The 23,548-nt window shown below is 64.7% G+C and carries 23 protein-coding genes; 10 read left to right on the top strand and 13 right to left on the bottom strand.

Annotated elements, in window-relative coordinates:
- Positions 1-111 precede the first annotated feature (111 nt).
- From hutU to AC1DKY_RS08095, 5 genes are all read left to right on the top strand, one after another.
- Entirely contained in the window at positions 112-1,782 is a 1,671-nt protein-coding gene (hutU, locus tag AC1DKY_RS08075) for a urocanate hydratase (protein WP_441603433.1), read from the top strand.
- A gap of 124 nt (positions 1,783-1,906) precedes the next feature.
- A complete protein-coding gene (gene bla / locus AC1DKY_RS08080; protein ID WP_441603432.1) occupies positions 1,907-2,929 on the top strand; it encodes a class A beta-lactamase in 1,023 nt (340 codons plus the stop codon).
- A 69-nt stretch (positions 2,930-2,998) separates the two neighbouring features.
- Positions 2,999-3,394, top strand: coding sequence for an MAPEG family protein (locus AC1DKY_RS08085; RefSeq protein WP_441603431.1), 396 nt, complete (start codon positions 2,999-3,001; stop codon positions 3,392-3,394).
- Positions 3,395-3,734: 340 nt separating this feature from the next.
- A complete protein-coding gene (locus tag AC1DKY_RS08090) occupies positions 3,735-4,508 on the top strand; it encodes an iron-containing redox enzyme family protein (RefSeq protein WP_441603430.1) in 774 nt (257 codons plus the stop codon).
- A gap of 71 nt (positions 4,509-4,579) precedes the next feature.
- Positions 4,580-7,330 carry a putative bifunctional diguanylate cyclase/phosphodiesterase gene (locus AC1DKY_RS08095; protein ID WP_441603429.1) on the top strand — a complete coding sequence of 917 codons (2,751 nt, stop codon included), beginning with the start codon at positions 4,580-4,582 and terminating at the stop codon, positions 7,328-7,330.
- Positions 7,331-7,333: 3 nt separating this feature from the next.
- On the opposite strand, the gene msrA is transcribed toward AC1DKY_RS08095, so the two are convergent.
- On the bottom strand, positions 7,334-8,038 hold the full coding sequence (gene msrA, locus AC1DKY_RS08100; protein WP_441603428.1) for a peptide-methionine (S)-S-oxide reductase MsrA: 705 nt from the start codon (positions 8,036-8,038) through the stop codon (positions 7,334-7,336).
- A gap of 176 nt (positions 8,039-8,214) precedes the next feature.
- Between msrA and AC1DKY_RS08105 the strand changes: the two genes are divergently transcribed.
- Positions 8,215-9,039 carry an arylamine N-acetyltransferase family protein gene (locus tag AC1DKY_RS08105; protein ID WP_441603427.1) on the top strand — a complete coding sequence of 275 codons (825 nt, stop codon included), beginning with the start codon at positions 8,215-8,217 and terminating at the stop codon, positions 9,037-9,039.
- Here AC1DKY_RS08105 and AC1DKY_RS08110 read toward each other — a convergent pair whose 3' ends face one another.
- The 6 genes from AC1DKY_RS08110 to AC1DKY_RS08135 all read right to left on the bottom strand — a co-directional run bounded on the left by AC1DKY_RS08110 (position 9,040) and on the right by AC1DKY_RS08135 (position 14,426).
- Positions 9,040-9,261, bottom strand: coding sequence for an RNA-binding S4 domain-containing protein (locus AC1DKY_RS08110; protein ID WP_441603426.1), 222 nt, complete (start codon positions 9,259-9,261; stop codon positions 9,040-9,042).
- Between the two features lie 14 nt (positions 9,262-9,275).
- Positions 9,276-9,710: a barstar family protein gene (locus AC1DKY_RS08115; protein ID WP_441603425.1), complete on the bottom strand. Its 435-nt coding sequence runs from the start codon at positions 9,708-9,710 to the stop codon at positions 9,276-9,278.
- Complete coding sequence (locus tag AC1DKY_RS08120) at positions 9,707-10,132, bottom strand: guanyl-specific ribonuclease (RefSeq protein ID WP_441603424.1); 426 nt, start codon at positions 10,130-10,132, stop codon at positions 9,707-9,709. Before AC1DKY_RS08120 ends, AC1DKY_RS08115 begins: the two co-directional genes overlap by 4 nt.
- Positions 10,133-10,195: 63 nt before the next feature.
- Positions 10,196-11,038 (bottom strand): DUF72 domain-containing protein, encoded by an 843-nt coding sequence (locus AC1DKY_RS08125; protein ID WP_441603423.1) that lies wholly within the window; start codon positions 11,036-11,038, stop codon positions 10,196-10,198.
- An 87-nt stretch (positions 11,039-11,125) separates the two neighbouring features.
- Positions 11,126-11,941 carry an AraC family transcriptional regulator gene (locus AC1DKY_RS08130; RefSeq protein ID WP_441603422.1) on the bottom strand — a complete coding sequence of 272 codons (816 nt, stop codon included), beginning with the start codon at positions 11,939-11,941 and terminating at the stop codon, positions 11,126-11,128.
- Between the two features lie 49 nt (positions 11,942-11,990).
- The gene (locus AC1DKY_RS08135) at positions 11,991-14,426 is read right to left on the bottom strand and encodes a DUF3772 domain-containing protein (protein WP_441603421.1); all 2,436 of its coding nucleotides are present in this window, start codon (positions 14,424-14,426) and stop codon (positions 11,991-11,993) included.
- An 86-nt stretch (positions 14,427-14,512) separates the two neighbouring features.
- Between AC1DKY_RS08135 and nfi the strand changes: the two genes are divergently transcribed.
- Positions 14,513-15,202 (top strand): deoxyribonuclease V, encoded by a 690-nt coding sequence (gene nfi, locus AC1DKY_RS08140; RefSeq protein ID WP_441603420.1) that lies wholly within the window; start codon positions 14,513-14,515, stop codon positions 15,200-15,202.
- A gap of 3 nt (positions 15,203-15,205) precedes the next feature.
- Here the strand turns inward: nfi and AC1DKY_RS08145 are convergent, their stop codons facing one another.
- Together AC1DKY_RS08145 and AC1DKY_RS08150 are read right to left on the bottom strand one after the other, a co-directional pair.
- Positions 15,206-15,562, bottom strand: coding sequence for a Fur family transcriptional regulator (locus AC1DKY_RS08145; protein ID WP_441603419.1), 357 nt, complete (start codon positions 15,560-15,562; stop codon positions 15,206-15,208).
- A 4-nt stretch (positions 15,563-15,566) separates the two neighbouring features.
- The gene (locus tag AC1DKY_RS08150; RefSeq protein WP_441603418.1) at positions 15,567-16,211 is read right to left on the bottom strand and encodes a PadR family transcriptional regulator; all 645 of its coding nucleotides are present in this window, start codon (positions 16,209-16,211) and stop codon (positions 15,567-15,569) included.
- A 302-nt stretch (positions 16,212-16,513) separates the two neighbouring features.
- Here AC1DKY_RS08150 and AC1DKY_RS08155 point away from each other — a divergent pair, with 302 nt between their 5' ends.
- Positions 16,514-18,370 (top strand): ABC transporter ATP-binding protein, encoded by a 1,857-nt coding sequence (locus AC1DKY_RS08155; protein WP_441603577.1) that lies wholly within the window; start codon positions 16,514-16,516, stop codon positions 18,368-18,370.
- A gap of 131 nt (positions 18,371-18,501) precedes the next feature.
- The gene (locus AC1DKY_RS08160; RefSeq protein WP_441603417.1) at positions 18,502-19,029 is read left to right on the top strand and encodes a DUF6496 domain-containing protein; all 528 of its coding nucleotides are present in this window, start codon (positions 18,502-18,504) and stop codon (positions 19,027-19,029) included.
- Between the two features lie 3 nt (positions 19,030-19,032).
- On the opposite strand, the gene AC1DKY_RS08165 is transcribed toward AC1DKY_RS08160, so the two are convergent.
- From AC1DKY_RS08165 to AC1DKY_RS08180, 4 genes are all read right to left on the bottom strand, one after another.
- A complete protein-coding gene (locus AC1DKY_RS08165) occupies positions 19,033-19,476 on the bottom strand; it encodes a PaaI family thioesterase (protein WP_441603576.1) in 444 nt (147 codons plus the stop codon).
- A gap of 2 nt (positions 19,477-19,478) precedes the next feature.
- Entirely contained in the window at positions 19,479-20,072 is a 594-nt protein-coding gene (locus AC1DKY_RS08170) for a TetR/AcrR family transcriptional regulator (RefSeq protein WP_441603416.1), read from the bottom strand.
- An 83-nt stretch (positions 20,073-20,155) separates the two neighbouring features.
- Positions 20,156-20,782, bottom strand: coding sequence for a cytochrome b (locus AC1DKY_RS08175; RefSeq protein ID WP_441603415.1), 627 nt, complete (start codon positions 20,780-20,782; stop codon positions 20,156-20,158).
- Complete coding sequence (locus tag AC1DKY_RS08180) at positions 20,782-21,867, bottom strand: catalase family peroxidase (RefSeq protein ID WP_441603414.1); 1,086 nt, start codon at positions 21,865-21,867, stop codon at positions 20,782-20,784. Before AC1DKY_RS08180 ends, AC1DKY_RS08175 begins: the two co-directional genes overlap by 1 nt.
- Before the next feature lie 472 nt (positions 21,868-22,339).
- Between AC1DKY_RS08180 and AC1DKY_RS08185 the strand changes: the two genes are divergently transcribed.
- On the top strand, positions 22,340-23,458 hold the full coding sequence (locus tag AC1DKY_RS08185; protein ID WP_441603413.1) for an acyltransferase family protein: 1,119 nt from the start codon (positions 22,340-22,342) through the stop codon (positions 23,456-23,458).
- Positions 23,459-23,548 lie beyond the last annotated feature (90 nt).

Genomic DNA, 23,548 nt, shown 5'->3' on the forward strand with positions numbered 1-23,548 from the left:
CGCGTCGCGAAAGTGCCGAAAGGTGGATGGGCGGGACTTTGCCGCAATGCGGTTTGCGGGCGCCGGCCAGCCTCGTCACAATGGCACTTTCCCCTGGCTGTGACGCTTCCCATGAACGCTCCCACCCGCATCGACACCACCCGTACCATCCGCGCGCCGCGCGGCACCGAGTTGAGTTGCAAGAGCTGGCTGACCGAGGCGCCGTTCCGCATGCTGCAGAACAACCTCGATCCGGAAGTGGCGGAAAATCCGGCGGAACTGGTGGTTTACGGCGGCATCGGGCGGGCGGCGCGCAACTGGGAATGCTTCGACGCAATCCTGCGCGCCCTGCGCGAGCTCAACGACAACGAGACGCTGCTGATCCAGTCCGGCAAGCCGGTCGGCGTGTTTCCCAGCCATCCGGATGCGCCGCGCGTCCTGCTCGCCAATTCCAACCTGGTGCCGGCGTGGGCGAACTGGGAGCACTTCAACGAGCTCGATAAGAAGGGCTTGATGATGTACGGCCAGATGACGGCCGGCTCGTGGATCTATATCGGCTCGCAAGGCATCGTGCAGGGCACTTACGAGACCTTTGTGGAAATGGGTCGCCAGCACTACGGCGGCAGCCTCAAGGGCAAGTGGATCCTCACCGCGGGTCTGGGCGGCATGGGCGGCGCGCAACCGCTGGCTGCATCGCTGGCTGGTGCGTGCTCGCTCAACATCGAATGCCAGCAGAGCCGCATCGATTTCCGCCTGAAGACGCGTTACGTCGACGAGCAGGCAACCGATCTGGACGACGCGCTCGCGCGCATCGCGAAATACACCGCGGCCGGTGAAGCAAAGTCGATCGCGCTGCTTGGCAACGCCGCCGATGTGCTGCCGGAACTCGTGCGCCGCGGCGTGCGTCCGGACGCCGTCACCGACCAGACCAGCGCGCACGATCCGGTCAATGGTTACCTGCCGCAGGGCTGGACGGTCGAGCAGTGGTTCGAGCGCCGCAAGAGCGATCCGGCCGGCACGTCCAAGGCGGCCAAGCAGTCGATGAAGACGCACGTGGAAGCGATGCTCGCGTTTCACCAGCAGGGCGTACCGACGTTCGATTACGGCAACAACATCCGCCAGATGGCGAAGGACGAAGGCTGCGCGGATGCGTTCGCGTTCCCGGGTTTCGTGCCGGCCTTCGTGCGTCCGCTGTTCTGCCGTGGCGTGGGCCCGTTCCGCTGGGTGGCGCTGTCGGGCGATCCGGAAGACATCTACAAGACCGACCAGAAGGTGAAGGAGCTGATCCCCGATGATCCGCACCTGCATCGCTGGCTGGACATGGCGAAGGAACGCATCAATTTCCAGGGCCTGCCGGCGCGCATCTGCTGGGTGGGTCTGGGCGTGCGCCACAAGCTGGGCCTCGCGTTCAACGAGATGGTGCGCAATGGCGAGCTGAAGGCGCCGGTGGTGATTGGCCGCGATCATCTGGATTCGGGTTCGGTGGCCAGCCCCAATCGCGAGACCGAAGCGATGCGCGACGGTTCGGATGCGGTGAGCGATTGGCCGCTGCTGAACGCGATGCTCAATGTCGCCGGCGGCGCGACCTGGGTGTCGCTGCACCATGGGGGCGGCGTGGGCATGGGTTACTCGCAGCATTCGGGCGTGGTGATCGTATGTGATGGCAGCGAAGCGGCCGACCAGCGCCTTGCGCGCGTGCTGTGGAATGACCCGGGCACCGGCGTGATGCGTCATGCCGATGCGGGTTATGAGATCGCCATCGAGTGCGCGAAAGAGCAAGGCCTCAACCTGCCGATGATCTGATCGAATCGCGGTGCCTTGCGGACGGCGCAGGGCACTGCTGTCGCGCCAAGGACAGGTGAGCGCCCGAGATTTGCCATAGTCGGCTGAGAAAGTGCCCGGGTCACCCCACTCGAAAGGACTCTCCATGGCTTTTTCGACTGCCCGCCGTGCATGGTGCACGGCGATGTTCGCGATCGCATGCTCGGCTGTCTCGGGCGTCTCGCCCGCGGCCAGCCCACAACCGTCAGCCTCAACCAACGAGGCGCTCCAACACGCATTGGATGCCTTGGCGCAGCGCGCGCAACCGGGCACGTTGGGCGTGGCCGTGCTCGATTTGAAGTCGGGCGCTACCACCGGCGTCGACGCGGATCGCGCATTCCCGATGATGAGCGTGTTCAAGGCGCCGGTCGCCGCTGCGGTGCTGTCGCGGATTGACGATGGATCGCTGTCCTTGCAGCAGACAGTGACGGTCACGCGCGATCAGGTGATGGGCGGCTCGGCGATACCGTCCATCGGCGCACACTTCCACGGCGAGCGCATGAGCTTCACCATCGAGCAGCTGTTGAAAGCCGCGGTGACCGAAAGCGACAACACGGCCGTGAATGCCTTGATCCGCGCCGTCGGTGGTGCTGTCGTGGTGACGACGTATTTGCATGCGCACGGCATCGATGGCATGCGCGTGGACGTGGACGAGGCAGACATCGCGCAGGTGTTCCACGGTCTGCGTCCGGGCGAACAGGCGCCGGCGCACGAAAGCAGTGCGGCCGCGGACCTGCGCTACCAGTCGGGCTATCAGGCCTTTCTCGCCGACCCGCGCAATCGCAGCACGCCGCATGCGGCGATCGCGTTCCTTGGAAAGTTGGTCCAGGGCGAGCTGCTGTCGCCGGTATCGACCCAGCGCCTGCTCGCGCTGATGGAAGCGCAAACCATCCCGAACCGCCTGCGCGCGGGTTTGCCGGCAGGCCTGACTTTTGCCGACAAGACCGGCACGTCCGGCGCGCTGGGCAAGCGCACGGCTGCATTCAACGATATCGGCATCATCCGCTGGCCCGATGGGCACACTGTGCTGGTGGCCGCGTTTCTGATGGACTCGTCGGCCAGCGATCAGCAGCGCGCCGCGCTGTTCGCCGATATCGCGCGTAGCGTGGCGTCCTCGGTACATCCATAAGACGCCCACCGGTGGTGCAGGGCCGCGCCCGGGCGCATCATGTCGCCACATCCAACGAGGAGTGGCGACATGCCGGTCGAACTGAAGATGTTGGCGTGGTCGATTGTGTTGGGCCTGGTCTATGTGGTGTTTGCGGTGACGCTGGCCACCATGCAGCGAGGCATGGCCTGGAATGCCGGCAATCGCTCCGGCGAAGCCCCGCTGACCGGCGTCGCCGATCGGGCCAGCCGCGCCAGCCGCAATTTCCTCGAGACCTTTGCGTTCTTCGCGGCCGCCGTGCTGGTGGTCGTGGTGGGGCAATGCGCGAGTGGCACGACCGCGCTTGGCGCCGAGATCTACTTCTGGGCGCGCGTGGTCTACCTGCCGATCTATGCGGCCGGCATTCCCTATCTGCGCACCCTGGTGTGGGCGGTGTCGATCGCAGGCCTGTTGATGGTCTTGTCCGGCGTATTGGGTTCGCACTAACGGAACGGCGCTTGATGCCGCGGCCCGCCCAATGGCGGGCCACGTTTGTGTGCGCGTGTCTATCGGGTCGTGCTGCTCATGGCTCCCGCTTTAGCGTCAAAGACTTGGCGTGCGCCGGAATTCCGACGTCAGTTTTCCGCCAGTTCCGGGTCGGCAGCCAGCTGGCTTATTTTCGCTTTTCCTCTTTTAGTCAATCACTTGCGCAGGTTTTTCCAGGTTGCTTCGCAACGGGCGTTCGCAAGCCATTCGAGGCGTGACCACACTGGTGGTCCGGCACGGCTTGTGTCGGGCCGCCGGGCAGGGTCCGGCGGTTTCCTTGATTGACGACTGGAGAAACTGCATGAACACCAACACTGTACGCACCGGCTCGCTGACCGAACTGTCGAGCTACCCCAAATGGGCGCGCGAAATGATCGAAGCCTGCGAACCCGCCCGCCGGAGCGTCCGCGACCACGTGATGTGGGACATGATGAGCGAAGGTAGTATCGACTTGGCTACCGTGCGCAACTTCATGGTCGGCACCTGGTCGCTGATCGAGCGCTTCCCGGGCTTCATGGCATTGAGCCTGCTCAAGACGCGTTATGGACGCAGTGCCGGCGACAACATGGCTCGACGCTGGCTGGTCCGCAACATCCGCGTGGAGCAGAACCATGCCGAGTACTGGCTGGATTGGGCCGAGGGCTCGGGTGTGTCGCGTGAGGAGGTGCTCGACGGCATGCCGCCGCGCGGCACCCAGACTGCCGCGGAGTGGTGCCATGACGTCTGTGCCCGCGACACGCTGGCCGCCGGCATCGCCGCCACCAACTACGCCATCGAAGGCGTCACCGGCGAGTGGTCCCAGAAGGTGTTCGACAGCGTGGCCTACGCCAACAGCCTGCCGGCTGCCGGTCGCAAGTCCACCCTGCGTTGGCTTCAGCTACACGCCGCTTATGACGATACTCATCCGTGGGAGGCGCTGGAGATCGTTTGCACCCTGATGGGCAGCCAGCCCGCAGAGGAGGAAGTGGAGCATCTGCGCGAATGCATCGAGCGTAGCTACGTGAGTCTGCACTACGGTCTGGAGCGTTGTCTGGTGCAGCACACGATGAACGAAGTGGCAGAGCAAGCGGCATAACGGGGATCTCGTCGTCGACAGCGTGACGGGACGAGATGTAGCTTTATGGAGTGGTCGTGTAAAAGGACGCCATGGATTTGATCCGTAGCACCTCTCCAAGACCGCTGTCCCGGCGCTTGAGGCCATTGGCCTATGGGCTGGTGGCCGTCATCGGCCTGATTCTCATGCTTACCTGGGGAGCCCTCCAGGTCCAGGTCACTCTCGCCGGTTTCCTCAACGGCGAGAGTGTCTGGAGCAAGGCGCAGAAGCAGGCGGTGGTGGACCTGCTCGGTTATGCCCAGTCCGGCGATGCGGCCCGGCTGGCGGCCTTTCGCCGAAACTACGGACTATTGACGTCCGATGGCTGGGCGCGCGACGCGATCGCCTCGGGCCATTACGACCGCAAGCTCATCCACGATGCGTTCCAGCGCGGCAAGATCCTGCCGCAGGCCGAGCCCGGCATGATCTTCATGCTGCGCTGCTGCACCGATGTGCAGCACATGCACGAAGCCGTTTCGCTATGGCGTGCCGCCGATGGTCCGCTGGGCCAGCTCGATGGCGTGGCCAAGGAATTGAGCGAAGCCTATGCGCGCGGCCAGCCCGAGCCGGCATGGCTGCAGTGGCAGCTCGATCGGATCAACGGGCTCAACAACGATCTGGAGCCGCTCACCAACGGTTTCTCGCTGGAAGTGGCGCAGGGCGCGATCTGGCTCGGCAAGGTGCTGTTCGCGGCGGTGTTCCTCACCGCGTGCATCGCCTCCTTGCTGTGGCTGCGCATGGCCCAGCGCATCCTGTCGCGGATCCGCGGCACCGAGGAGCGCTACAGCATGCTGTTCAACAGCGCCGCCGATGCCATCCTGATGGTGGACGAAGAAAGCGGCCGCATCCTGGAGGCGAACCGCACGGCCTTGCAATGGACCGGTCGTGACGAGGACAAGCTCACCGGCGAAGCCCTGTCCACGTTCTTTACGCCGCTGCTGCACCGCGCCGATGGCGCCATCACCGGCGAGCTGCGCATGGCGGACGGCGAATTGCGCCCGGTGGAGATGCGCAGCAGCGTGACCCACTGGGGGGCGCAGAGCGTTCGCCAATCGATCCTGCGCGATATCACCGAACGGGTGAACCTGGAGCAGCAGCGACGCATCGCGTCGGAGGCGCTGGCCAGCATTGCCGAGGGCGTGATCATCGCCGAGGCGGATCGGCGCGTGACGCGCGTCAACGCCGCGCATATCCGCATGACCGGCTTCACCGTGCAGGCCCTGCAGGGGCTGCGTTTCGACGACCTGCGCTGCCTGGCCGACGGTTCGCCGCTGCCCAACTCGGTGTGGGACGTGATCGAGGCCGAGGGCAACTGGGTCGGCGAGGTACGCAGCCGCCGCATGGATGGCACCAGCTATCCCGAGCTGCTCAGCATCAGCGCCATCCGCAACCCGGAAGGCGAGGTGCAGCATTACGTGGCAGTCATCAACAACATCAGCACCGCCAAGGCGAACGAGCAGCGCCTGCAATACATGGCCGCGCACGACACGCTCACCGGCCTGCCCAACCGGGCCGAGTTCGAGCGTCGCTGCGTGCAGGCGGTGACGACTGCCGAGCGGGAGCGTGGCATGGCGGCCGTCGTGTTCATCGACCTGGATGCGTTCAAGGCGGTCAACGACAGCTACACCCATGCCATCGGCGATCACCTGCTGGTGAAGGTGGCCGAGCGCATCGTCTATGAGCTGGGCGATCGCGGCGTGGCGGGCCGCATCGGCGGCGATGAGTTCACCGTACTGCTGTCGGACCTGCATTCGCGCGAGCAGGCGAGCGCGCTGGCGGGTCGCCTGCTGACGGTGCTGTCGACGCCGTTTGCGGTGGGCGACTACGAGCTTGCGCTCAGCGCCAGTATCGGCATTGCCTGCTTCCCGCTCGACGGCACCGACGTGCCCACCCTGATCACCAATGCCGATGCCGCCATGTACGCGGCCAAGACCGAGGAGCGCAATGCGTTCCGCTTCTACTCGCCGCGCATGCAGGCCGACGCACGGCGCCGTATCGCGCTGGCCTCGGAACTGCGCAAGGCGCTGTCGGAGAACGAGTTCCGCCTGATGTACCAGCCCACGGTGGAAATGCGCACAGGCCGCATCGTGGCGGTCGAGGCGCTGTTGCGCTGGTATCACCCGCAGCGCGGGCTGATCGCGCCGGGCGAATTCATCCCGATGGCGGAGAAGCTCGGCCTGATCCGGCGCATCGACCAATGGGTGCTGCAGGCTGCCTGCGAGCAGATGTCCGCGTGGGACAAGGCCGGACTGCCGCCCTTGCGCATGGCGGTGAATGTGTCGGCGAACTGGTTTGGACAGGCCAACTTCGTCGACGAAATCCGCATGCTCCTTGAAGCGCGCCGCCTCGCGCCCGAGCGGCTGATGCTGGAGATCACCGAAGGCGCCATTCTTCGCCTGGGCGAGGAGATGGAGCGCACCCTGCACGCGTTGCACTCGTTGGGTGTGGGCGTGGCGATCGACGATTTCGGTACGGGCTATTCGTCGATGAGCTATCTGAAACTGCGCGCCATCGATTATCTGAAGATCGACCAGAGCTTCGTCGCCGGCCTGCCTGACGACGTCAGCGATGGCGCCATCGTCGAGTCCATGCTGACGTTGTGCCGCCGTCTGGATATCAGCCCGATCGCCGAAGGCATCGAAACCGAAGAACAACATCGCTTCCTGCTGCGTGCCGGATGCACCGAAGGGCAGGGCTTCCTGTATTCGCGTCCGGTCGAACCCGATGTGATCGCCCAGTTGCTCAGCCCCGGCCGGCGCCAGGGCAATTCCCACCTGCGCCTGGTGCCGCCCGAGGCTGGCTGATCGTCAGTGCAGCGTGACGCTGACTATTTCGCGGTCAGGCTGATAAAGCGTCGGAAACTGTTGCTGAAGATGCGTGACCTTCGGTGCATCGTTGAACACGATGTACGGTTCGTTCGGATGACGCTTCGCATAGTCCTGGTGATAGGACTCGGCGACATAGAAACCCTTCAGCGGCACCACCTGCGTCACGATGGGATCGGCATAGGCATGCGCGGCGCTCAGCTGGGCGATGTACGCGGTGGCAACGCGCTTTTGGTCGTCGTTGCCATAGAAGATCGCCGAACGATACTGCGTGCCCACGTCCGGGCCCTGGCGATTGAGCTGGGTCGGATCGGTGGCCACCGAGAAGTACACCTTCAGCAACTGGCCATAGCTGACCTTGCTGGGGTCGTAGACGATCTTCACGGACTCGGCGTGGCCGGTGTCGCCGTCGCTCACGCGATCGTAGTCGGCGGTATTGGCGGCGCCGCCGGAATAACCGGCCCACACTTTCTTCACGCCTTTGACGTGCTCGAACACGGCCTGCAGGCCCCAGAAACAGCCGCCGGCCAACACGGCCACCTGATCGCCCTGGGCGGGCGCGGCATCGACCGCCGGGTCGGGAATCACGGTGTTGTCGCCGGCGGCGGCCAGCGTGCAGGCGCCGAGGCCTGCCATCAGAACTAGCCCAGCGAGGGTGGGGAACAGCTTGAATCGGCGGATGCTCATGAACGAACGCTCCATCGAGGAGGGGGACGGCATGCCCGTAGGATCGCGGGCCTTGCTTCCTTATTCGCCGCCGGGTCGCTTCCGGTTACCTGCATCCTGACAGCTTGCGTCCGGCCGGGTGCAAAGGCCTCGCCAAGGCGGTGTTATCGTGCGGCTTTCTCGCCATGGAGGCCGCCATGCCGCACCAGCTTGATCTCGAGGGCTACCTGCAACGCATCGGGTTTGTCGGCGAGCCCAGGGCAGATGTAGCGACCCTGCGCGCGCTCGCTACGGCGCATATCGCGGCCATCCCGTTCGAGAATCTCGATCCGCTGCTGGACGCGCCGGTGTCGCTGGAGCTGGCGGCGATCGAAGACAAGCTGGTGAACGGCCAGCGCGGCGGCTACTGCTTTGAACAGAATGCGTTGTTCACCGCCGTGCTGAAGGCGGTGGGCTTCGATGTCACCGGGCTGATCGCCCGCGTGCTGTGGAACCAGCCAGAGGATGCCGAGAGCCCGCAAACGCATATGTTGTTGCGTGTGGAAGTGGAGGGCGAGAGCTGGCTGGCCGATGTGGGCTTCGGCAGCATGGCGCTGGGCGGCGCGCTGCGCCTGGTGGTCGATGAGGCGCAACCCACCTCGCTGGAGCCGTTCCGGCTCATCACCGACGGCGTGCAGTGGCGCATGCAGGCACGGGTGGGCGAACAGTGGCGCACGCTGTACCGGTTTCGCCTGCAGCCCGCGGAGCCGATCGATTATGTGGTCGGCAACCACTTCACCTCGACTTATCCCTCGTCGCTGTTCCGGCACAATCTCATCGTGGCGCGCACCCTCGCCGATCGCCGGCTCGCCCTGCGCAACCGCGAGTTCGCCGTGCATGCCCTGGGGCACGAATCGGTACGCCGCACGCTGCAGACGACGGACGAGATCAAGCGAGTGATCGCGGAGCAATTTGGCATCCGCCTGCCGGCATCGTCGCTGCTCGATGCCAGGCTCGCCGCGCTGCCGATGCCGGAGGCGTGATCAGTCCAGCGCGTTCACGTGGATGACGAAGTCTTCCAGCTGCACCACCTGGCCCGCGTGGATCTTGCAGGTCTTGCGCAGCTCCTGCTGGCCGTCCACATAGACCACGCCCGACGCCACGATGGCCTTGCCCGCGCCGCCGCTGTCGCACAGGCCGACCAGCTTCAGCAGTTGGTTGAGTTCCACGTAGTCGCGGTCCAGGTCGAAATCGATGTCTTGCATGGTGATGTGCTTACTCAGTCGTCGGTATCGTCGAAAGCGCTTTCGGGCAGCGCGAAGAACACGAAGAACGGGGCGCCGGCGTCCTGCCAGTAGTCGACCGCTTCCTCGAGAATATCCAGCAAGGTGTCGAAGTCGTCCTCGTTGCGGCTGCGCATCTGTTCGGCGTGGTCGAACAGCAGGATATAGCCGCTGGCCTTGAGCCAGGACAGGTCGCGCATGCTGTCGGCCAGTGCATCCCAGTTGCGGCCAAAGTCGGCGGGCAGCTGCAGCGCCCGGGTCAGGCGATCGAACAGCGCCTCGTGATCGGTGTAGTCAGCCAGGCTGATGCGGCATACGCGCAGACCCTGCATGCCGGCCGCTTCGGCCAGGGGCTCCAGATCCTCGCTGGTGACGAAGAAGATGCCGCCGTCTTCGGCATCGCCGAAATCGAGATCAAATTGCGCGCTCATCGGGATACCTCGAACTGGCGGAACGTACGGTAGTGGTCGTCGGTGTAGTAGTAGGTCTGCGGCGGCGTGCCGCCGGTGATGATGCGCCGCGCGCCGCGGTAATCGAGTCCCGGCGTGTCCACCGTGTACTCGTGGTAATACCCCTGGGGCCTGGCCGGCAGGCGCCCTTCGCGATTCTGGAACACCACGCCGTCCTGGCGATGCTCGTACGGACCGCCGTTGGCGATGCGCCGCAGGATGTCGGCCGCTTCCGGCGGCAGGAACGAAGGCAGCGAGTCGCTGCGCGTCGGTGCGGCGCCTGGCGCGGTCGCGCTTTGCGACGCCACGCTGCCGGGGGGCGCGGGTTCCGAGGTGTGGCGACCCCACAGCAGCGCCGCCACGGCCAGCACGACCAGCAGAAGCAATGGTTTGAGTGCGCGCATCACGAAACGCCTGGTCAGAGTGGCGCGAGTGTAGATCCTTCGGCGTGCCCAGGCACGCGGGCATCAGCCCTTTTTGTCCACCCGCCGCTGCAGCGACATGGCCGCGGCGGGATTGCGTTCCTTCGCGCTGCTGATGAAGTAGATGAATACATCGCGCGGCGCCTGAGCTTTCAAGGGCGCCGACACGTGCGGCAGATCCGGCAGGTCGTGGCCCTCGGCCCAGGCACGTGCGCGCGTGGTCCAGATATCCAGGTCGCCCGATGGATAGCCCGTCTCCAGCTGCGCTTCGCTGCGCATCAGCCGCGCATAGGCGAAGTCGCCGGTCAGGTCGGCCAGCGACGGATGCTCCGGCGAATCGGTGAATACGGTAGGGATGCGATACGAACGCGCCAGTTCCACGTAGCGCTCGTCGAGAAAACTGGGGTGGCGCACCTCCAGCACATGGCGCATCGGCTGGCCATTGAGTTCGCGCGGTAACAGATCGAGGAAGGCGGCCAGGTCGTTGGCATCGAACGGGCGCGTCGGCCTGAGCTGCCACAGCACCGGTCCCAGGCGATCGCCGAACTCGGCCAGGCCGCCAAATACGAAGCCATCGATACCGCGACCGGCATCGGCCAGTCGCTTGCCTTCGGTGACGTAGCGCGGCGCCTTCAGCGAGAACACGAAACCTGCCGGCGTTTCAGCCGCCCACTTGGCGTACGTCGTGGGCTTTTGCGCGCCGTAATACGTGCCGTTGATCTCGATGGCGCGCAGATGGCGGCTGGCGTATTCCAGTTCACGGCGCTGCACCAGGCCGGTGGGATAGAAGTTGTTGCGCCACGGGGCGAAGTTCCAGCCGCCGATGCCGACGCGGATACGCGATGCAAGGCCCTGCGCGGGAGCAGGCGAGAACAGGTCGGCAGACATGGCGGGGACTCGGAGGGGATGGCCGATCATGCCACGGGCGAGATGAAGAGAGGCATCAATCCGCCGTGATGGTAGCGGATACCGCCTTCAGTCCAGGGGCAGGTGATTGGGATACGGTCCGCGTGCCGCCATGAATGCCGTTGGCGTCATGCCGGCAAAGTCGCGGAACTCGTGCACCAAATGCGCCTGGTCGCCGTAGCCGCCGTCGATCGCCACGCCGCTCCAGTCCACGGCGGTCGATCGATAGACCGCATCCACCACGTGGCGAAAACGCATCAGTCGCGCATAGCGCTTCGGCCCCATGCCCACCTGCCGGCGAAATAGACGGCCAAAGCGATATTCCGACAGCCCGACATCGCGCACCAGCGGACCAATGCGTGCCACTTGCGGCCGTGCGCTGATCTGGTCCAGCGCATGCAACACCTCGGGGGCGAGTTGTGGTTTGCGCATATGGGCGAGCAGCCATTGCTCCAGCAGAGCGAGTCGCTCGTGCGGGCAGGGCGTGTCCAGCAACTGCTCGCGCAGGCGGTGGGCGCTGTGGCCGAAGATGTCTTCCAGGCCGATGTCCTGGCCGACCAGCGCTTCGTGGTCTTCGCCGGTGAAGGCATGCGCGCCACCGGGATGGAACACCGCGCCCATCACGCGTACCTGTTCGGCAGTGTCGATGATCTGGCTGCGCAGGCACGGTCCGCCGATCACCGAGGCGGCGGCGCGCAGGCAGCGGCGATCCGCGTCGTCGCTGTAGACGCGGGTCTCGTTCTCATGGAGGTTGATGATCAGCGCCGCGCCCGGCACCGGCAGCACGCGTTCGAAATGATGCGCAGCCGGCGGCATGTCCCAATCCCACAGGCGGGAAATCAGGGCGTTGAGCGGCGGCGCAGGTACGACGACGTGGTGTCCCATCGGCTGACTCCGGGTGACGCCCGGAGTTTAGGCCGATGCGGCATGGCTGTCAGGATGGCTTGCCGGGAAAGACGGTGGTCGACGGACTCGGCGCCGTCGCCGGATCGTGCTGCATGGTGCGTACCACCATGTCCTGCGGCGTGGTGAGCGGCAGATCGGCCTTGCGCAGGCGATCGAGGATCTCGAACAGCAGGTCGCTCTTGACCGTGCCCGAGTCGCGCGGATTGTTCACGTAGGCGGTGCACACGAACATCATCGAACCGGAATCGATGCTGTCCAGCTGCACGGTGGGCGCCGGCGTGTTGAGCGTCACCGAGTGATTGCGCAGGATGTCGAAGATGATCTGCCGCACCTTGTTCGGATCGGTGCCCAGCGGCATCGGCAGGCGGATCTGAACGCGGCCTTGCGCATTGGCGAGCGTCACATTGCGCACGTTCTGCGTGATCAGCTGCGAGTTCGGCACGATCACGGTGGAGCGATCGCCTTGCTGGATCTCGGTGGCGCGCACATTGATGCGCTTGATGTCGCCTTCCACGCCGCTGATGCTCACCCAGTCGCCGACCTTCACCGGTCGCTCGGCCAGCAGGATCAGGCCGGAGATGAAGTTCTGCACGATCGCCTGCAGGCCAAAACCGATACCCACGGACAGCGCACTGGCCACCCAGGCGATGCTTTGCACGTCCACTTTGAGCGCGCCCAGCACCAGCACGAACACCAGGATGCCGCCCACGTAACCGAGCAAGGTCACGATGGACATCTGCATGCCCACATCCAGCGACGTTTTCGGCAGCAGCTGCTTGCTCAGCCAGCGCTTGATCAGGCGCACGACGACGTAACCGACCACCAGCACCACCATCGCATTGAAGATGCTGGTGGGATTGATGGTAAGCGTGCCCAGCGAGAGGCCATTGAAGATGCGCGTGCCGCGATCCATCAGTTCGTTGGCGCCCGCACCATAGGGCGCCAGGATCAAGGGGATGGCGAACATCAACAGGAAGGCGCGGCCGACGCCGGAGAGTACGGTCGCGGTCTGTTCGAGGCGGGCCGGCGCGATGCCGAAATTTTCCTGCAGTCGTACACCGGTGCGGGAGTCGGGCGAGAGCACCGATTCGCACAGATCGTTGATCAGGTGCATGACCACATACAGCGCGGCGATCAAGAAACCCGCGCGCAGCATCTGCCGCGCCACATAGAAGGCGAGCGCGATATAGCCCGTGAACACCGAGATCAGGGTGATCAACATGCCCAGGAACGCGCACAGCACCAGCACACCCACCCACAGCGGCCGGGCTGCGGGTGTGGCGCCGCTGGTGAGCAGGGCACGGCGCGCGCGGCTCATCAGCACCAGCGCATAGGCCACCAGGCCGCCGATCAGCGTGGCCGCCAGCGCATTGGCGGCCATGGCGGTGGAGAGGCTGGCGCTGATGTCGTTGGTGACGCGTTCGATCACGCCCAGCAGCAAGGCGCTGTACGCCATCAGGCTGGGGAAGGGCCACAGCCGGGTCGCGAGGTTGTCGGAGATCGGCGGCAGGCGCCAGGATGGATGCTTCACCATCAACAGGGCACGGCCCAGGCCCGCCATGGTCGCGACGTAGAACATCAGGCGAACAATGGGGCGCACCAGCTCGTCCAGTTCCTCGTCGAACACGCCGTTCCAGTTCACCGCCAGATAGATCAGCCACGCGGCGATGCCATAGATCAGGGTCGTGCCGACGGTGACCACCACCGCCATGGCGCTGCGGCGCAGATGACCCGACGGCAGGTAACGCGCCGCGATGTCCAGCATCTTGTATTCGAAGACGCGCCGCCCACCCGCGAGCAGCGCGACGGCGGCAGTCAGGCACAGGATGAAGGGCAGGCGATTGCCCGGCTGCCAGGCCTGGGCGAGCGCGCCCTGCACGGACTGTGAGAGCTGCCGGAAGTTGCCGCTGTCATCAGGCAGGTTCTGCGCGAAGCGGCTCCAGAACGCCATGCTCAGCGGCGATGCGCTGCGCTGGCTGATCTGCGCCTGGAACAAGTTGCGGCGCAGCGCGGCGATTTCGGTGAGCAGCTGCTGGCTCTCGCGACTGAGCAGCTTGGACTGGGTGAGCTGGCCGGTGAGGTCGGTCTGGTCCTTGCTCAGTTGTTTGCGCTGGGCCGCCACTTCCGGCGTTTCCGCCGGGGCGCCTTTGGCCGGCGCCGGGCCGAGCACATCGAGCTTGGCTTTGAGCGCATCAGCCTGCGGAGCGAGGCTGGTGGTCAACTGGTCGGCTTGCTGCTGGATCGCCTGCGTCTTGCTGCGCGCGTCGGTGAGGATGTCGTCGGTGAGCTTGGTCTTGTCGGTCAGCGTCTTCTTGATCTGGTCGAGCTGTGTGCTCAACTGGTCAGGCGTGGCGAGCACGGTCTGCTGGATCTGCCCGTTGTTCTGGGTGTCCTGGGCCAAGACGGGAGAGGCGCCAGCGACGGCGAATAGAAGGATCAGCAGCAGACGAGACAGGATAGGCATGCGGGCATGATCCCGACCGGTCCTGAACCGGTCAATGAATAAATGTTTTGACGGTGTGTTCAGGCCCGGGCATTCACGCTCTCTTGATGAGCGCCTTCGACCTCGCCAACACCATGCCGCCCTGGGACGGAAACGTCGCCAAGGCACGCCTGCTTCAGTCCGAACTGGCCGCGCAGGTGCGGCTGGTGGACGACTATCCGCCACTGCGCCATGTCGCCGGCGTCGATGTGGGCTTTGAAGAGAGCGGTGCGGTGACGCGCGCGGCGGCGGTGTTGATCGATGCGCAGACGCTGGCGCCGATCGCCGAAGTGGTCGCGCGACAGCCGACGCGCATGCCCTATATCCCCGGGCTGCTCTCGTTTCGCGAGCTGCCTGCCTTGCTGCAAGCTTTGTCGGAACTGCCGGAATCGCCGGATCTGGTGTTCGTCGACGGCCACGGCATCGCGCATCCGCGACGACTCGGCATCGCCGCGCACCTGGGCGTGGTCACCGGCCTGCCGACCATCGGCGTGGCGAAATCGATCTTGGTGGGTGTGCACGAGGAAGTGGGGCCGCACCGTGGCGACCGTCAGCCGCTGGAGTACAAGGGCGAAGTGATCGGCTGCGTCCTGCGCAGCAAGGATCGCATCCGGCCCTTGATCATTTCGCCGGGGCATAGAGTGAGCATGGCCACTGCGCCGGAACTGGTGCTGGCGTTTGGTACGAAGTATCGGTTGCCCGAGCCTACGAGGCTGGCTGATCGGCTGGCGTCGCGGCGAGGAACCGTGCGCCGCTGACTTTCAGCTGGTCGCGCGAACCAGGCGATAACCAAACGCCGCCGCCAGCCGGGCTACGGCAGCGATCGCTTCGGGCTGCCGCGACACTGATCCGCTCGATGCGCCCAGTCGCCAACGCGCTCGCTCGTGCGCCACGGCACGCGAACTGGCCAACCCGTGCTGCTCCAGTTCGCGCAGAAAGCGATACACCGTGCCGAGACTGGTGTGTGGCTCCAGCGCCTGCGCGCGACACATCAGTTCCACCGCATCCGGCTCGTCACTCGCCTCGTGCAGCACCCGCCAGATCGCCAGGCGCGGTGGCGTGGCACGCATGCCCGCCTGCGCCAGCAGCTGATGAACGTCGGCCGGCGCAGTGGACATGGCGTCAGGCATCCTTGTTGCCCTTGGCGATCTCTTCCGCGGCCTTGCGGATGATGTCGCCGATGCGCTTCACTTCATCCGCGTTCCACGGGCCGCCGTGCATGAACAGCGCACGCTTGAGGCTGTGCATGGCCTCGCGCAAGGCCATCGGGGCGGCAGCGCGGGCAAACATCTTGGCGGTCTGCTCCATGCGCGACATCACCGTGTCCACGGCTTCCTTGTTTTCGGCGAGAAACGCCTTGCCTTCGGCCGTGATGGTGTAGAGCTTCTTGCCGCCGTCGTTTTCCACGCTCGCGTGACCCAGCTCCTCGAGCAGGGTGAGGGTGGGATAGACCGCGCCGGGGCTGGGCGAGTAGGCGCCGTCGAACATCTCCTCGATGGTGCGGATCAGTTCGTAGCCATGACGCGGCTGTTCGGCGATCAAGGCGAGCAGGATCAGCTTGAGGTCGCCGTGGCCAAACACGCGGCCCCCGCGGAAACGTCCACCCATGCCACCCCAGCCGCCTTCACCCTCGTCGTCCCCGAAGCCCCGACCGCGTCCCCGGCCACGGCCCATGCCGATGGCCTCGCGAGCCCAGGCATCGCGGCCTTCGTGGCAGTGGTGGTGATGGTGCGCGTGGTGCCGATCGAACAAATGACGAAATCCCATGACTAACTCCGATATATCGTAAGTAACAGTCTTAAGATATATCGTGAGTTTCGAAAAATGCAAGTGCGCGCCCATGACGGCGCCCCTGTCCCCCCTTGTGGGAGCGCACCCTGTGCGCGAACGCGGCGCGAGAGCGCCGCCCCGATCGACCCGCCGCCGCAGTCGCGCACAGGGTGCGCTCCCACAAAGGCACGGCGGGCCTGGAGGGCGCCGCGCCTTGAAACTCCCGTGACTTGCCTTCACCCAAGTGCTATCAAGCGCCTCCTCCCGCGCCGCCGCCTCCCAAGGACGACCTCCCCATGCTGTTCCGCTGGTTCGAATCGCTGATCGACGCGTTCCGCGAACCCGTCGACGGCATGCCGCCGTCGTCGGTCTGGCGCTTCTACGTGTTTTATCTGCGCCAGGTGTGGCCGGTGTTCGCCGCCGCGCTGGTGGTGGGCTTTGGCGTGGCGCTGGTGGAGGTGTCGCTGTTCGGCTTCATCGGCAGCATCGTGGATATGGCCAAGGGTGCGCCGGTCGCCGACTTCTTCCACCTGCACGGCAACGAACTGCTGTGGATGGGTTTCGTGGCGCTGATCGCACGCCCGATCCTGATCGGCGCGCACGACCTGCTGGTGAACCAGGCCATCGTGCCCAACCTCACCAACCGCATCCGCTGGCAGAACCATCGCTATGTGATCCGCCAGAGCCTGGGCTTTTTCCAGAACGACTATGCCGGTCGCATCGCCAACCGCATCATGCAGACCTCAGGCGCGCTGCGTGAATCGGCGGTGCAGATCGTGGATGCGATCTGGTACGTGGCGATTTACACCGGCAGCGCCATTTTCATGTTCGCCAAGGCCGATGTGTGGCTCGCCGTGCCGCTGGTGGTGTGGCTCATCGCCTATGTGGCCACGCTGCGCTATTTCGTGCCGCGCACCAAGGAGCGCTCATGGCGCCAGTCAGAGGCGCGTTCGCGCCTGATGGGGCGCATCGTCGATGGCTACAGCAACATCCTCACGCTGAAGTTGTTTGCGCATACGCAGCGCGAGGAGGCCTATGTGGCCGATGCGATGGGCGAACAGATCAGGCGCATGCGCGCGATGACGCGCCTGACCACGGCCATGGACGCGACCATCACCACCTTGAACGGTTTTCTGATCGTCGGCACCTCGGCGCTGGCGCTATGGCTATGGAGCCAGGGCAAGGTCACCGTGGGCGCGATTGCGCTGAGCACCGGCCTGGTCATCCGCATCAACAACATGTCCGGCTGGATCATGTGGGTGATCAACGGCATCTTTGAAAACGTCGGCACCGTGCAGGACGGCATCGAGACCATCTCCAAGCCCCGCACCGTGCAGGACCGCGACGGCGCCATGCCGCTGGAAGTGACTGAAGGCGCCGTGCACTTCGAAGACATCCACTTCCACTACGGCAAGAAGGGCGGCGTGATCGCCGGCCTTGATCTCAAGGTGCGCGGTGGCGAGAAGATCGGCGTGGTCGGCCCCTCCGGCGCCGGCAAATCGACTCTCGTGAATGTGCTGTTGCGCCTGTACGACCTTGAAGCGGGGCGCATCCTGATCGATGGCCAGGACATCGCCCAGGTGGCGCAGGAAAGCCTGCGCGCGCAGATCGGCGTGGTCACGCAGGACACCTCGCTGCTGCATCGCCCGATACGCGACAACCTGCTGTACGGCCGACCCGATGCCACCGAGCCGCAGGTGATCGAAGCCGTGCGCAAGGCGCGCGCCGAGGAATTCATTCCGCAACTGGTCGATGGCGAAGGCCGCGTGGGTTACGACGCGCACGTGGGCGAGCGCGGCGTGAAGCTCAGCGGCGGCCAGCGCCAGCGCATCGCCATCGCTCGCGTGCTGCTGAAAGATGCGCCGATCCTGATCCTGGACGAAGCGACCTCGGCACTGGATTCGGATGCCGAAGCGGCGATCCAGGACAGTCTGGAAGTGCTGATGCGCGGCAAGACCGTCATCGCCATCGCCCACCGCCTGTCCACCATTGCGCGCATGGATCGCCTGGTGGTGATGGACAAGGGTGAGATCGTGGAAACCGGCACACATGCGGAACTGATCATGCGTGGCGGCCTCTATGCGCGTCTCTGGCAGCGCCAGACCGGTGGTTTCGTGGCGGCGGAGGATCCGGCCGAGGACAACGCGCTGGCGTGAAAGCGGGCGAGCATGTCGCAGCCACTGCTGCCATCGCTGTGAATATTCGCCAGTGGCCTGAGCTTTATTTTGTTCTGCATTTCACGGGCATCACCGCAGCATGGTCGGTGCACACGCAGTGGAGTTTCGACATGCCTACCGAACGCGCTTTGGCTCGCGCCCGCAAAGATCAACGCCAGGGCAAGTCGGCCAGCACCCAGGCCGGCGAGTTCGTGCGCGAGGAAATTGAGCGCATCCGCGAAGGTGTGCATGGCGCGCGTTCGCCGGAACAGGCCATTGCGATTGGCCTGTCGCAGGCGCGCCGCGCGGGCATCGATGTGCCGGCGCAGAAGGGCGCCAAGAGCACCCGCAAGAAACCGGTCGCCAAGAAGCGCGCGATGACAAAGGCCGCCTCAGCCAAGCGCAGTCGAGCGACATTACAGGCGCTCAAGCGCGAGAGCACGGCGTCGGCTTCGCATGCCGCGCTGTCCAAGCACGCGCGCAAGGCCGCCGCTGCCCGCACCCCAGCCGAACGTTCCGCCGCGGCCAAGAAGGCCTCGCGAACCAAGGGGCCTGCAGTACGCAAGGCCGCGGCGAAGAAGGCCGCTGCGACCAGCAGCCGAGCGGCGGGCGCCGTGCGTGCAGCACGTACGCGCGCCATGCGCTCACGCGCGCGCTGACTGCTAGCGGTCGAAGACCAACAGGGTTGAGGTGGCCGTACCGTACAGGCGGCCCTGGGCGTCCATCAGGCTGGCTTCCGCGAAGGCCACGCGGCGCCCCATGGTGCGCACGCGGCCCTCGGCGCGGACGCGACCCGTATCGCGTGTCATCGCTTTTTGGAAGGTGACCTTGAGCTCCAGCGACGTATACGCCTGCTCCGCGGTGAGCCGCGAATGCACCGCGCAGCCGCATGCCGAATCCAGCAGCGTGGCGAAATAGCCGCCATGGACGATGCCCATCGGGTTGTACGCATGCACGCCGGGCACACCTTCGAATGCCGCGTAGCCTTCACCCACGTCCACGAGATCGAAATCCAGCGAGTCGCCGATGCCCGGGCGCTGGCCCGAGGCGATGAATGCGCGCAATTGCTCCAGCCCGCTAAGGCCCTGGCCGATCTCGGTAATCATGCTCACGATGCGGACTCCAGGCCCAGGCGCTGTTTCAGCAGGTGCCGCGAATCGGCCAGGATCGCATCAGAACGCTTGGCGTCCGTCTCCACCCTGGCCAGCGACAAGGCGCCGACCAATTCGGACACGGTGGAACGAGCCAGGGTCTGCGGATCGCTATAGCCCAAGGCGGTGAATCGCTCCGCCATGGCGTCGGTGAGACGGCGCGCGCCGTCGGCAAACAGCGCACGGGTCTGCTCGGGGAGGCGCGGCAGATCAGAGGCCAGCGCAGCCATGGGACAGCCGCTGGCGCGCGCGTCGCGATGCTTTTTCGACAGATAGAAATCGATGTAGTTGGCCAGCCCCTGGGCGGGGGCGTGGCCTTCCATCTCATGCTTCAGGCGCGCACGCGACTCCTCGAACATCTGCTCGATCGCCGCCGTGACCAGTTCATCCTTGGACTTGAAGTGGGCATAGAAGCCGCCGTGGGTGAGACCGGCCTCGGCCATTACGCCGGCGACGCCAATGCGGTCAGGACCGTCCTGACGGATCGCCTTGGCCGCCACTTCCAGTACTTTGCTGCGGGTTTTCTGTTTGTGTTCGGCGTCGTAACGCATGGCCGCTCCACGTAGTTTGTATGATTTCAATCATACTATTGACAGCGGACATCGCAAGTGGCAGCGCCTGAGACGCCGCCGAATCACGCACGGGGCGGCTCGTTCGACGGCGGTTCGGTCGCGGCAGGGGCCACGACCACCGGTTCCACGATCACCGTTTCACGCCGCGGGAAGGTCATGCTGGGCAGCACGTCGTCGCGTCGGATCAGCCCGTGGTAGAGCGCGGCGCCCATATGTCCGAGTACGGTGACGAACAGCAGATAGGCCAACCATCGATGCGTGACTCGTAGCCACGCATAGGTTTCGCCGTCGAACGAAAGCAGCGGCGGCAGATGCAACGAACCACCGAGCGAAATCGGGTAACCGCCCGCCGAAAGCATCGCCCAGCCCACCAGCGGCAGCGTGAGCATCAGCGCATACAGCACCCAATGCGAGGCATGCGCCACCCACTGCATCAACGGCGGCATATCGGCCGGCAAGGGCGGCGGCGGGTGGCGCCAGCGCACGGCAAGGCGGATCAGCGCCAGCACGAAGATGGTGGCGCCCAGCGGCTTGTGGAGGGCGAGCAGCCATTGGTGTTTTTCCGACACGGTCGACACCATGCCCACGCCAACGAACAGCATGGTGAGGATCAGCAAGGCCATCAGCCAGTGCAGCAGGCGCGCGAGCGGATGAAACGCGCCGGGATAGGTAGCGTGCTTGGCATTCATCACGGGTGCTCCGAGGGCGTGGTCGCGCGCGCGGCGCCGGGGACATGCGCTTCTTCGCTGGTGCGGCGCAGATAGGACACGGCATAGGCCGCGGAGCGCGCTGGCAGCAGCGGGTCGTCGGAGATTTCGATGCCTGCGGGAACGATGGTCGGGTCGTAATTCACATCGCGGCAGGGGCCGCTGTCCTGCGGCTGCTCGCTTTCGATCACCAGCGTGCCCGCGTCGATCGTGTGGCGATCGGCGGGCCATTGCTTGGTCGCGTCATTGGTGGGATCGCCGGGCTCGGCCAGGGTTACGCGCAGCTGCCAACGCTGTGGTCCTTGCGCCAATCGCTGCTGCAAGTCCTTGGCCAGATAATCCGGGTCGCCGGCTTGCGGGCCGGTGCCGGCATCGTCGTTCGCGACAGGGGTGACTTTCCAGCGCACCGCGTGGCGCTTGCCGGTGCCATCGACGAAATAGAACGCGTTGAGCCCCTCGTAGGTCTCGGTGACAAAACTCGCCGAGGGCTTGGCCGTTTTCACCCAGGCGAGAAATGCACCGGTCTCCGGGTGTGAGGCGAAGAAGGCGCCAACCTTCTTGGGATCGGGCTTGCCGGTTGCCGGGTCGGGCAGGGTGGCCACCAGTTGCTCGTAAAACGCCTGCGGCGTCGCCACCGGGAACACCGGCATGCTGTTCATGCCAGTGCGCCACTGCTGGCCATTGGGTAACGCAAAGCGCAGCGCAAAGCTGCGGATCGGCACGCTGCTGTCGGGCGCATAAGGATTGCCGCCGGGCAGGGCAAAACGGCCCACCACGGGCGTGCGACTACCGGCCGTAAACACGCTGGCCGTGGAATACGCCGCGGCCTCACCATTGCTTTCGAAATAACCCGCCACGCACACACCCTTGGCGTGATTGCGCCGGAAGCCGGGATGCACGCCACCGCCTTCCTGCAGCGTATCCACCAATCGACGCGACGTCAGTCTTTGCGGCGTCAGCCAGCCGGCCACATAGGCAAACGCGCCGGCGAGCACGGCCACTGCAAGGCCGATAACCAGCCACCTCAAGGGTTGATGTGAAGGTGGCTGACGAGATGGATCGGTCATGCGGCGCTCCCGGGATCGCAGGTTGGATATCCTCACTTCGTCGGACGGCAGCAGCCGGTTACCTCGGTGCCGCGCGGCGTCTCCACGCCGGCTGAGCATAGGCTCCGGGGCAGTGAAGGGGTCGTAGTGGTTAAAACCTGCCACCGGTTGCAAGTTGATGTCAAAGCGAGGAATTTTGGCCGAGTGAACGTCCGAGTCGGAGCCTCAGTGCCGCGGCCAAGAGCCATTTGAAGTCCAATGACCGAGCTACCGCCCATCGTGGGGTAGCGGCATGGCAACGCATTCGATCGTGCCGGGCACTCACTCAGCGTAGCGATGAAGCAGTCCCACCGTCGCGAGCAGCACCGATGTATGGTGACGCCCAGTGTGCGTGCCCACATTGGGAGGAAGCCGAAAATGCCGGCTCAACCGGGTTTCAAGCTCGCCGTTCGGATAGCGACATGTTGAACGCGTCGAGCCATCGGCAGCCCGCATGAAGGTCAGGTTTGCCCATCAGCTGCGCGCGATTGCGGCGCTATCGGTGGTCATCAACCACTATTGGGGCATCTTCTTTGCGCCCGGCGTGCGCGCGTTGATCGGGACGCCGGCCAGTTTTGTGCCGTTGAAGCCGGCCTATACGCAGCACGTATTGTCACCGGCATGGGGCGGATTCTTCTACGGCGTTTTCGGTGTCGCCGTGTTTTTCCTGATAAGCGGATTGGTCATACCGATCAGCCTTAGGAATATTTCGACCGGTCAATTTCTGACGAGGCGGTTTTTCCGCATTTATCCCGTCTACTGGTTCTGCCTGTTGATCAGCATCGCCCTGTATTTCATCTGCTCGTGGTACTGGTCGACACCGTTGTCGGACAGAATCAGCCTCTTGTTCCTGGCAAGAAATATCCCGCTCGTCCATAGCGCGGCTGGTTTGCCTTCATTGGACTTCGTGAGCTGGTCGCTTGCGGTGGAGCTCAAGTTCTATGTGGTCTTTGCGCTGATAAACATGCTCGGGAGAAGTGCTCATCAAGTCATGCGGCTGTCCATTGGATTCATGATCGTGTGTTGCCTGGTTGCTTTCTTCTCGACCCATGGAATGAATTCACCATCCCTTGTTTCATATGCGGTATCGGACATGAAGTTCATCATATTCATGTTCCTTGGCTGCCTGTTTTACTACGTTCTCTATCGCGAGCTCAGCGCAAAGGTTGCGCTTGGTTACGGGGTCATCATCTATGGCTTGTTCGTGACGATCAATTCCTTCTACGCGACAGGACTCTTCGGGGCGCTGACGAAAAACTACACTTATGCGTTGATGCTGTTTTCACTGTGCTATCTGCTCCGAGGCAGGTTCAAGGAAAACGCGATACTCGACTTCCTGGCCGACATCAGCTTTCCGCTCTATCTGGTTCACTCCATGATCGGCTACGTCGCCATGCCCATCCTGATCAGCAGGGGCATAACCTTCACGTTCGCCTGGATGATCAGCCTGGGCCTGACCATCCTGGTCGCCTTCCTTGTCCACAGGTATGTCGAAGTCCCCGTGAACAACTTCGGCAAGAAGCTGTCCAGCCCCAAGGAGAAAGGGGCAGCCGAGTACTGCCGTTTGGCTTGATTGCATGCGCGATCAAGGCCATCGAGCCGGCTGATCACGCGAGCGCCAGGCCCAAAGGCGCCAATGCCGGGGTAAGAGGCTTTGGCCAGC

The sequence above is a fragment of the Dyella sp. 01N448 genome (assembly GCF_056399225.1).

Bases quoted from the DNA above. Each gene is read 5' to 3' on its own strand.
- hutU (WP_441603433.1), top strand. From the start codon at position 112: ATGAACGCTCCCACCCGCATCGACACCACCCGTACCATCCGCGCGCCG.
- bla (WP_441603432.1), top strand. From the start codon at position 1,907: ATGGCTTTTTCGACTGCCCGCCGTGCATGGTGCACGGCGATGTTCGCG.
- AC1DKY_RS08085 (WP_441603431.1), top strand. From the start codon at position 2,999: ATGCCGGTCGAACTGAAGATGTTGGCGTGGTCGATTGTGTTGGGCCTG.
- AC1DKY_RS08090 (WP_441603430.1), top strand. From the start codon at position 3,735: ATGAACACCAACACTGTACGCACCGGCTCGCTGACCGAACTGTCGAGC.
- AC1DKY_RS08095 (WP_441603429.1), top strand. From the start codon at position 4,580: ATGGATTTGATCCGTAGCACCTCTCCAAGACCGCTGTCCCGGCGCTTG.
- msrA (WP_441603428.1), bottom strand. From the start codon at position 8,038: ATGAGCATCCGCCGATTCAAGCTGTTCCCCACCCTCGCTGGGCTAGTT.
- AC1DKY_RS08105 (WP_441603427.1), top strand. From the start codon at position 8,215: ATGCCGCACCAGCTTGATCTCGAGGGCTACCTGCAACGCATCGGGTTT.
- AC1DKY_RS08110 (WP_441603426.1), bottom strand. From the start codon at position 9,261: ATGCAAGACATCGATTTCGACCTGGACCGCGACTACGTGGAACTCAAC.
- AC1DKY_RS08115 (WP_441603425.1), bottom strand. From the start codon at position 9,710: ATGAGCGCGCAATTTGATCTCGATTTCGGCGATGCCGAAGACGGCGGC.
- AC1DKY_RS08120 (WP_441603424.1), bottom strand. From the start codon at position 10,132: ATGCGCGCACTCAAACCATTGCTTCTGCTGGTCGTGCTGGCCGTGGCG.
- AC1DKY_RS08125 (WP_441603423.1), bottom strand. From the start codon at position 11,038: ATGTCTGCCGACCTGTTCTCGCCTGCTCCCGCGCAGGGCCTTGCATCG.
- AC1DKY_RS08130 (WP_441603422.1), bottom strand. From the start codon at position 11,941: ATGGGACACCACGTCGTCGTACCTGCGCCGCCGCTCAACGCCCTGATT.
- AC1DKY_RS08135 (WP_441603421.1), bottom strand. From the start codon at position 14,426: ATGCCTATCCTGTCTCGTCTGCTGCTGATCCTTCTATTCGCCGTCGCT.
- nfi (WP_441603420.1), top strand. From the start codon at position 14,513: ATGAGCGCCTTCGACCTCGCCAACACCATGCCGCCCTGGGACGGAAAC.
- AC1DKY_RS08145 (WP_441603419.1), bottom strand. From the start codon at position 15,562: ATGTCCACTGCGCCGGCCGACGTTCATCAGCTGCTGGCGCAGGCGGGC.
- AC1DKY_RS08150 (WP_441603418.1), bottom strand. From the start codon at position 16,211: ATGGGATTTCGTCATTTGTTCGATCGGCACCACGCGCACCATCACCAC.
- AC1DKY_RS08160 (WP_441603417.1), top strand. From the start codon at position 18,502: ATGCCTACCGAACGCGCTTTGGCTCGCGCCCGCAAAGATCAACGCCAG.
- AC1DKY_RS08165 (WP_441603576.1), bottom strand. From the start codon at position 19,476: ATGATTACCGAGATCGGCCAGGGCCTTAGCGGGCTGGAGCAATTGCGC.
- AC1DKY_RS08170 (WP_441603416.1), bottom strand. From the start codon at position 20,072: ATGCGTTACGACGCCGAACACAAACAGAAAACCCGCAGCAAAGTACTG.
- AC1DKY_RS08175 (WP_441603415.1), bottom strand. From the start codon at position 20,782: ATGAATGCCAAGCACGCTACCTATCCCGGCGCGTTTCATCCGCTCGCG.
- AC1DKY_RS08180 (WP_441603414.1), bottom strand. From the start codon at position 21,867: ATGACCGATCCATCTCGTCAGCCACCTTCACATCAACCCTTGAGGTGG.
- AC1DKY_RS08185 (WP_441603413.1), top strand. From the start codon at position 22,340: ATGAAGGTCAGGTTTGCCCATCAGCTGCGCGCGATTGCGGCGCTATCG.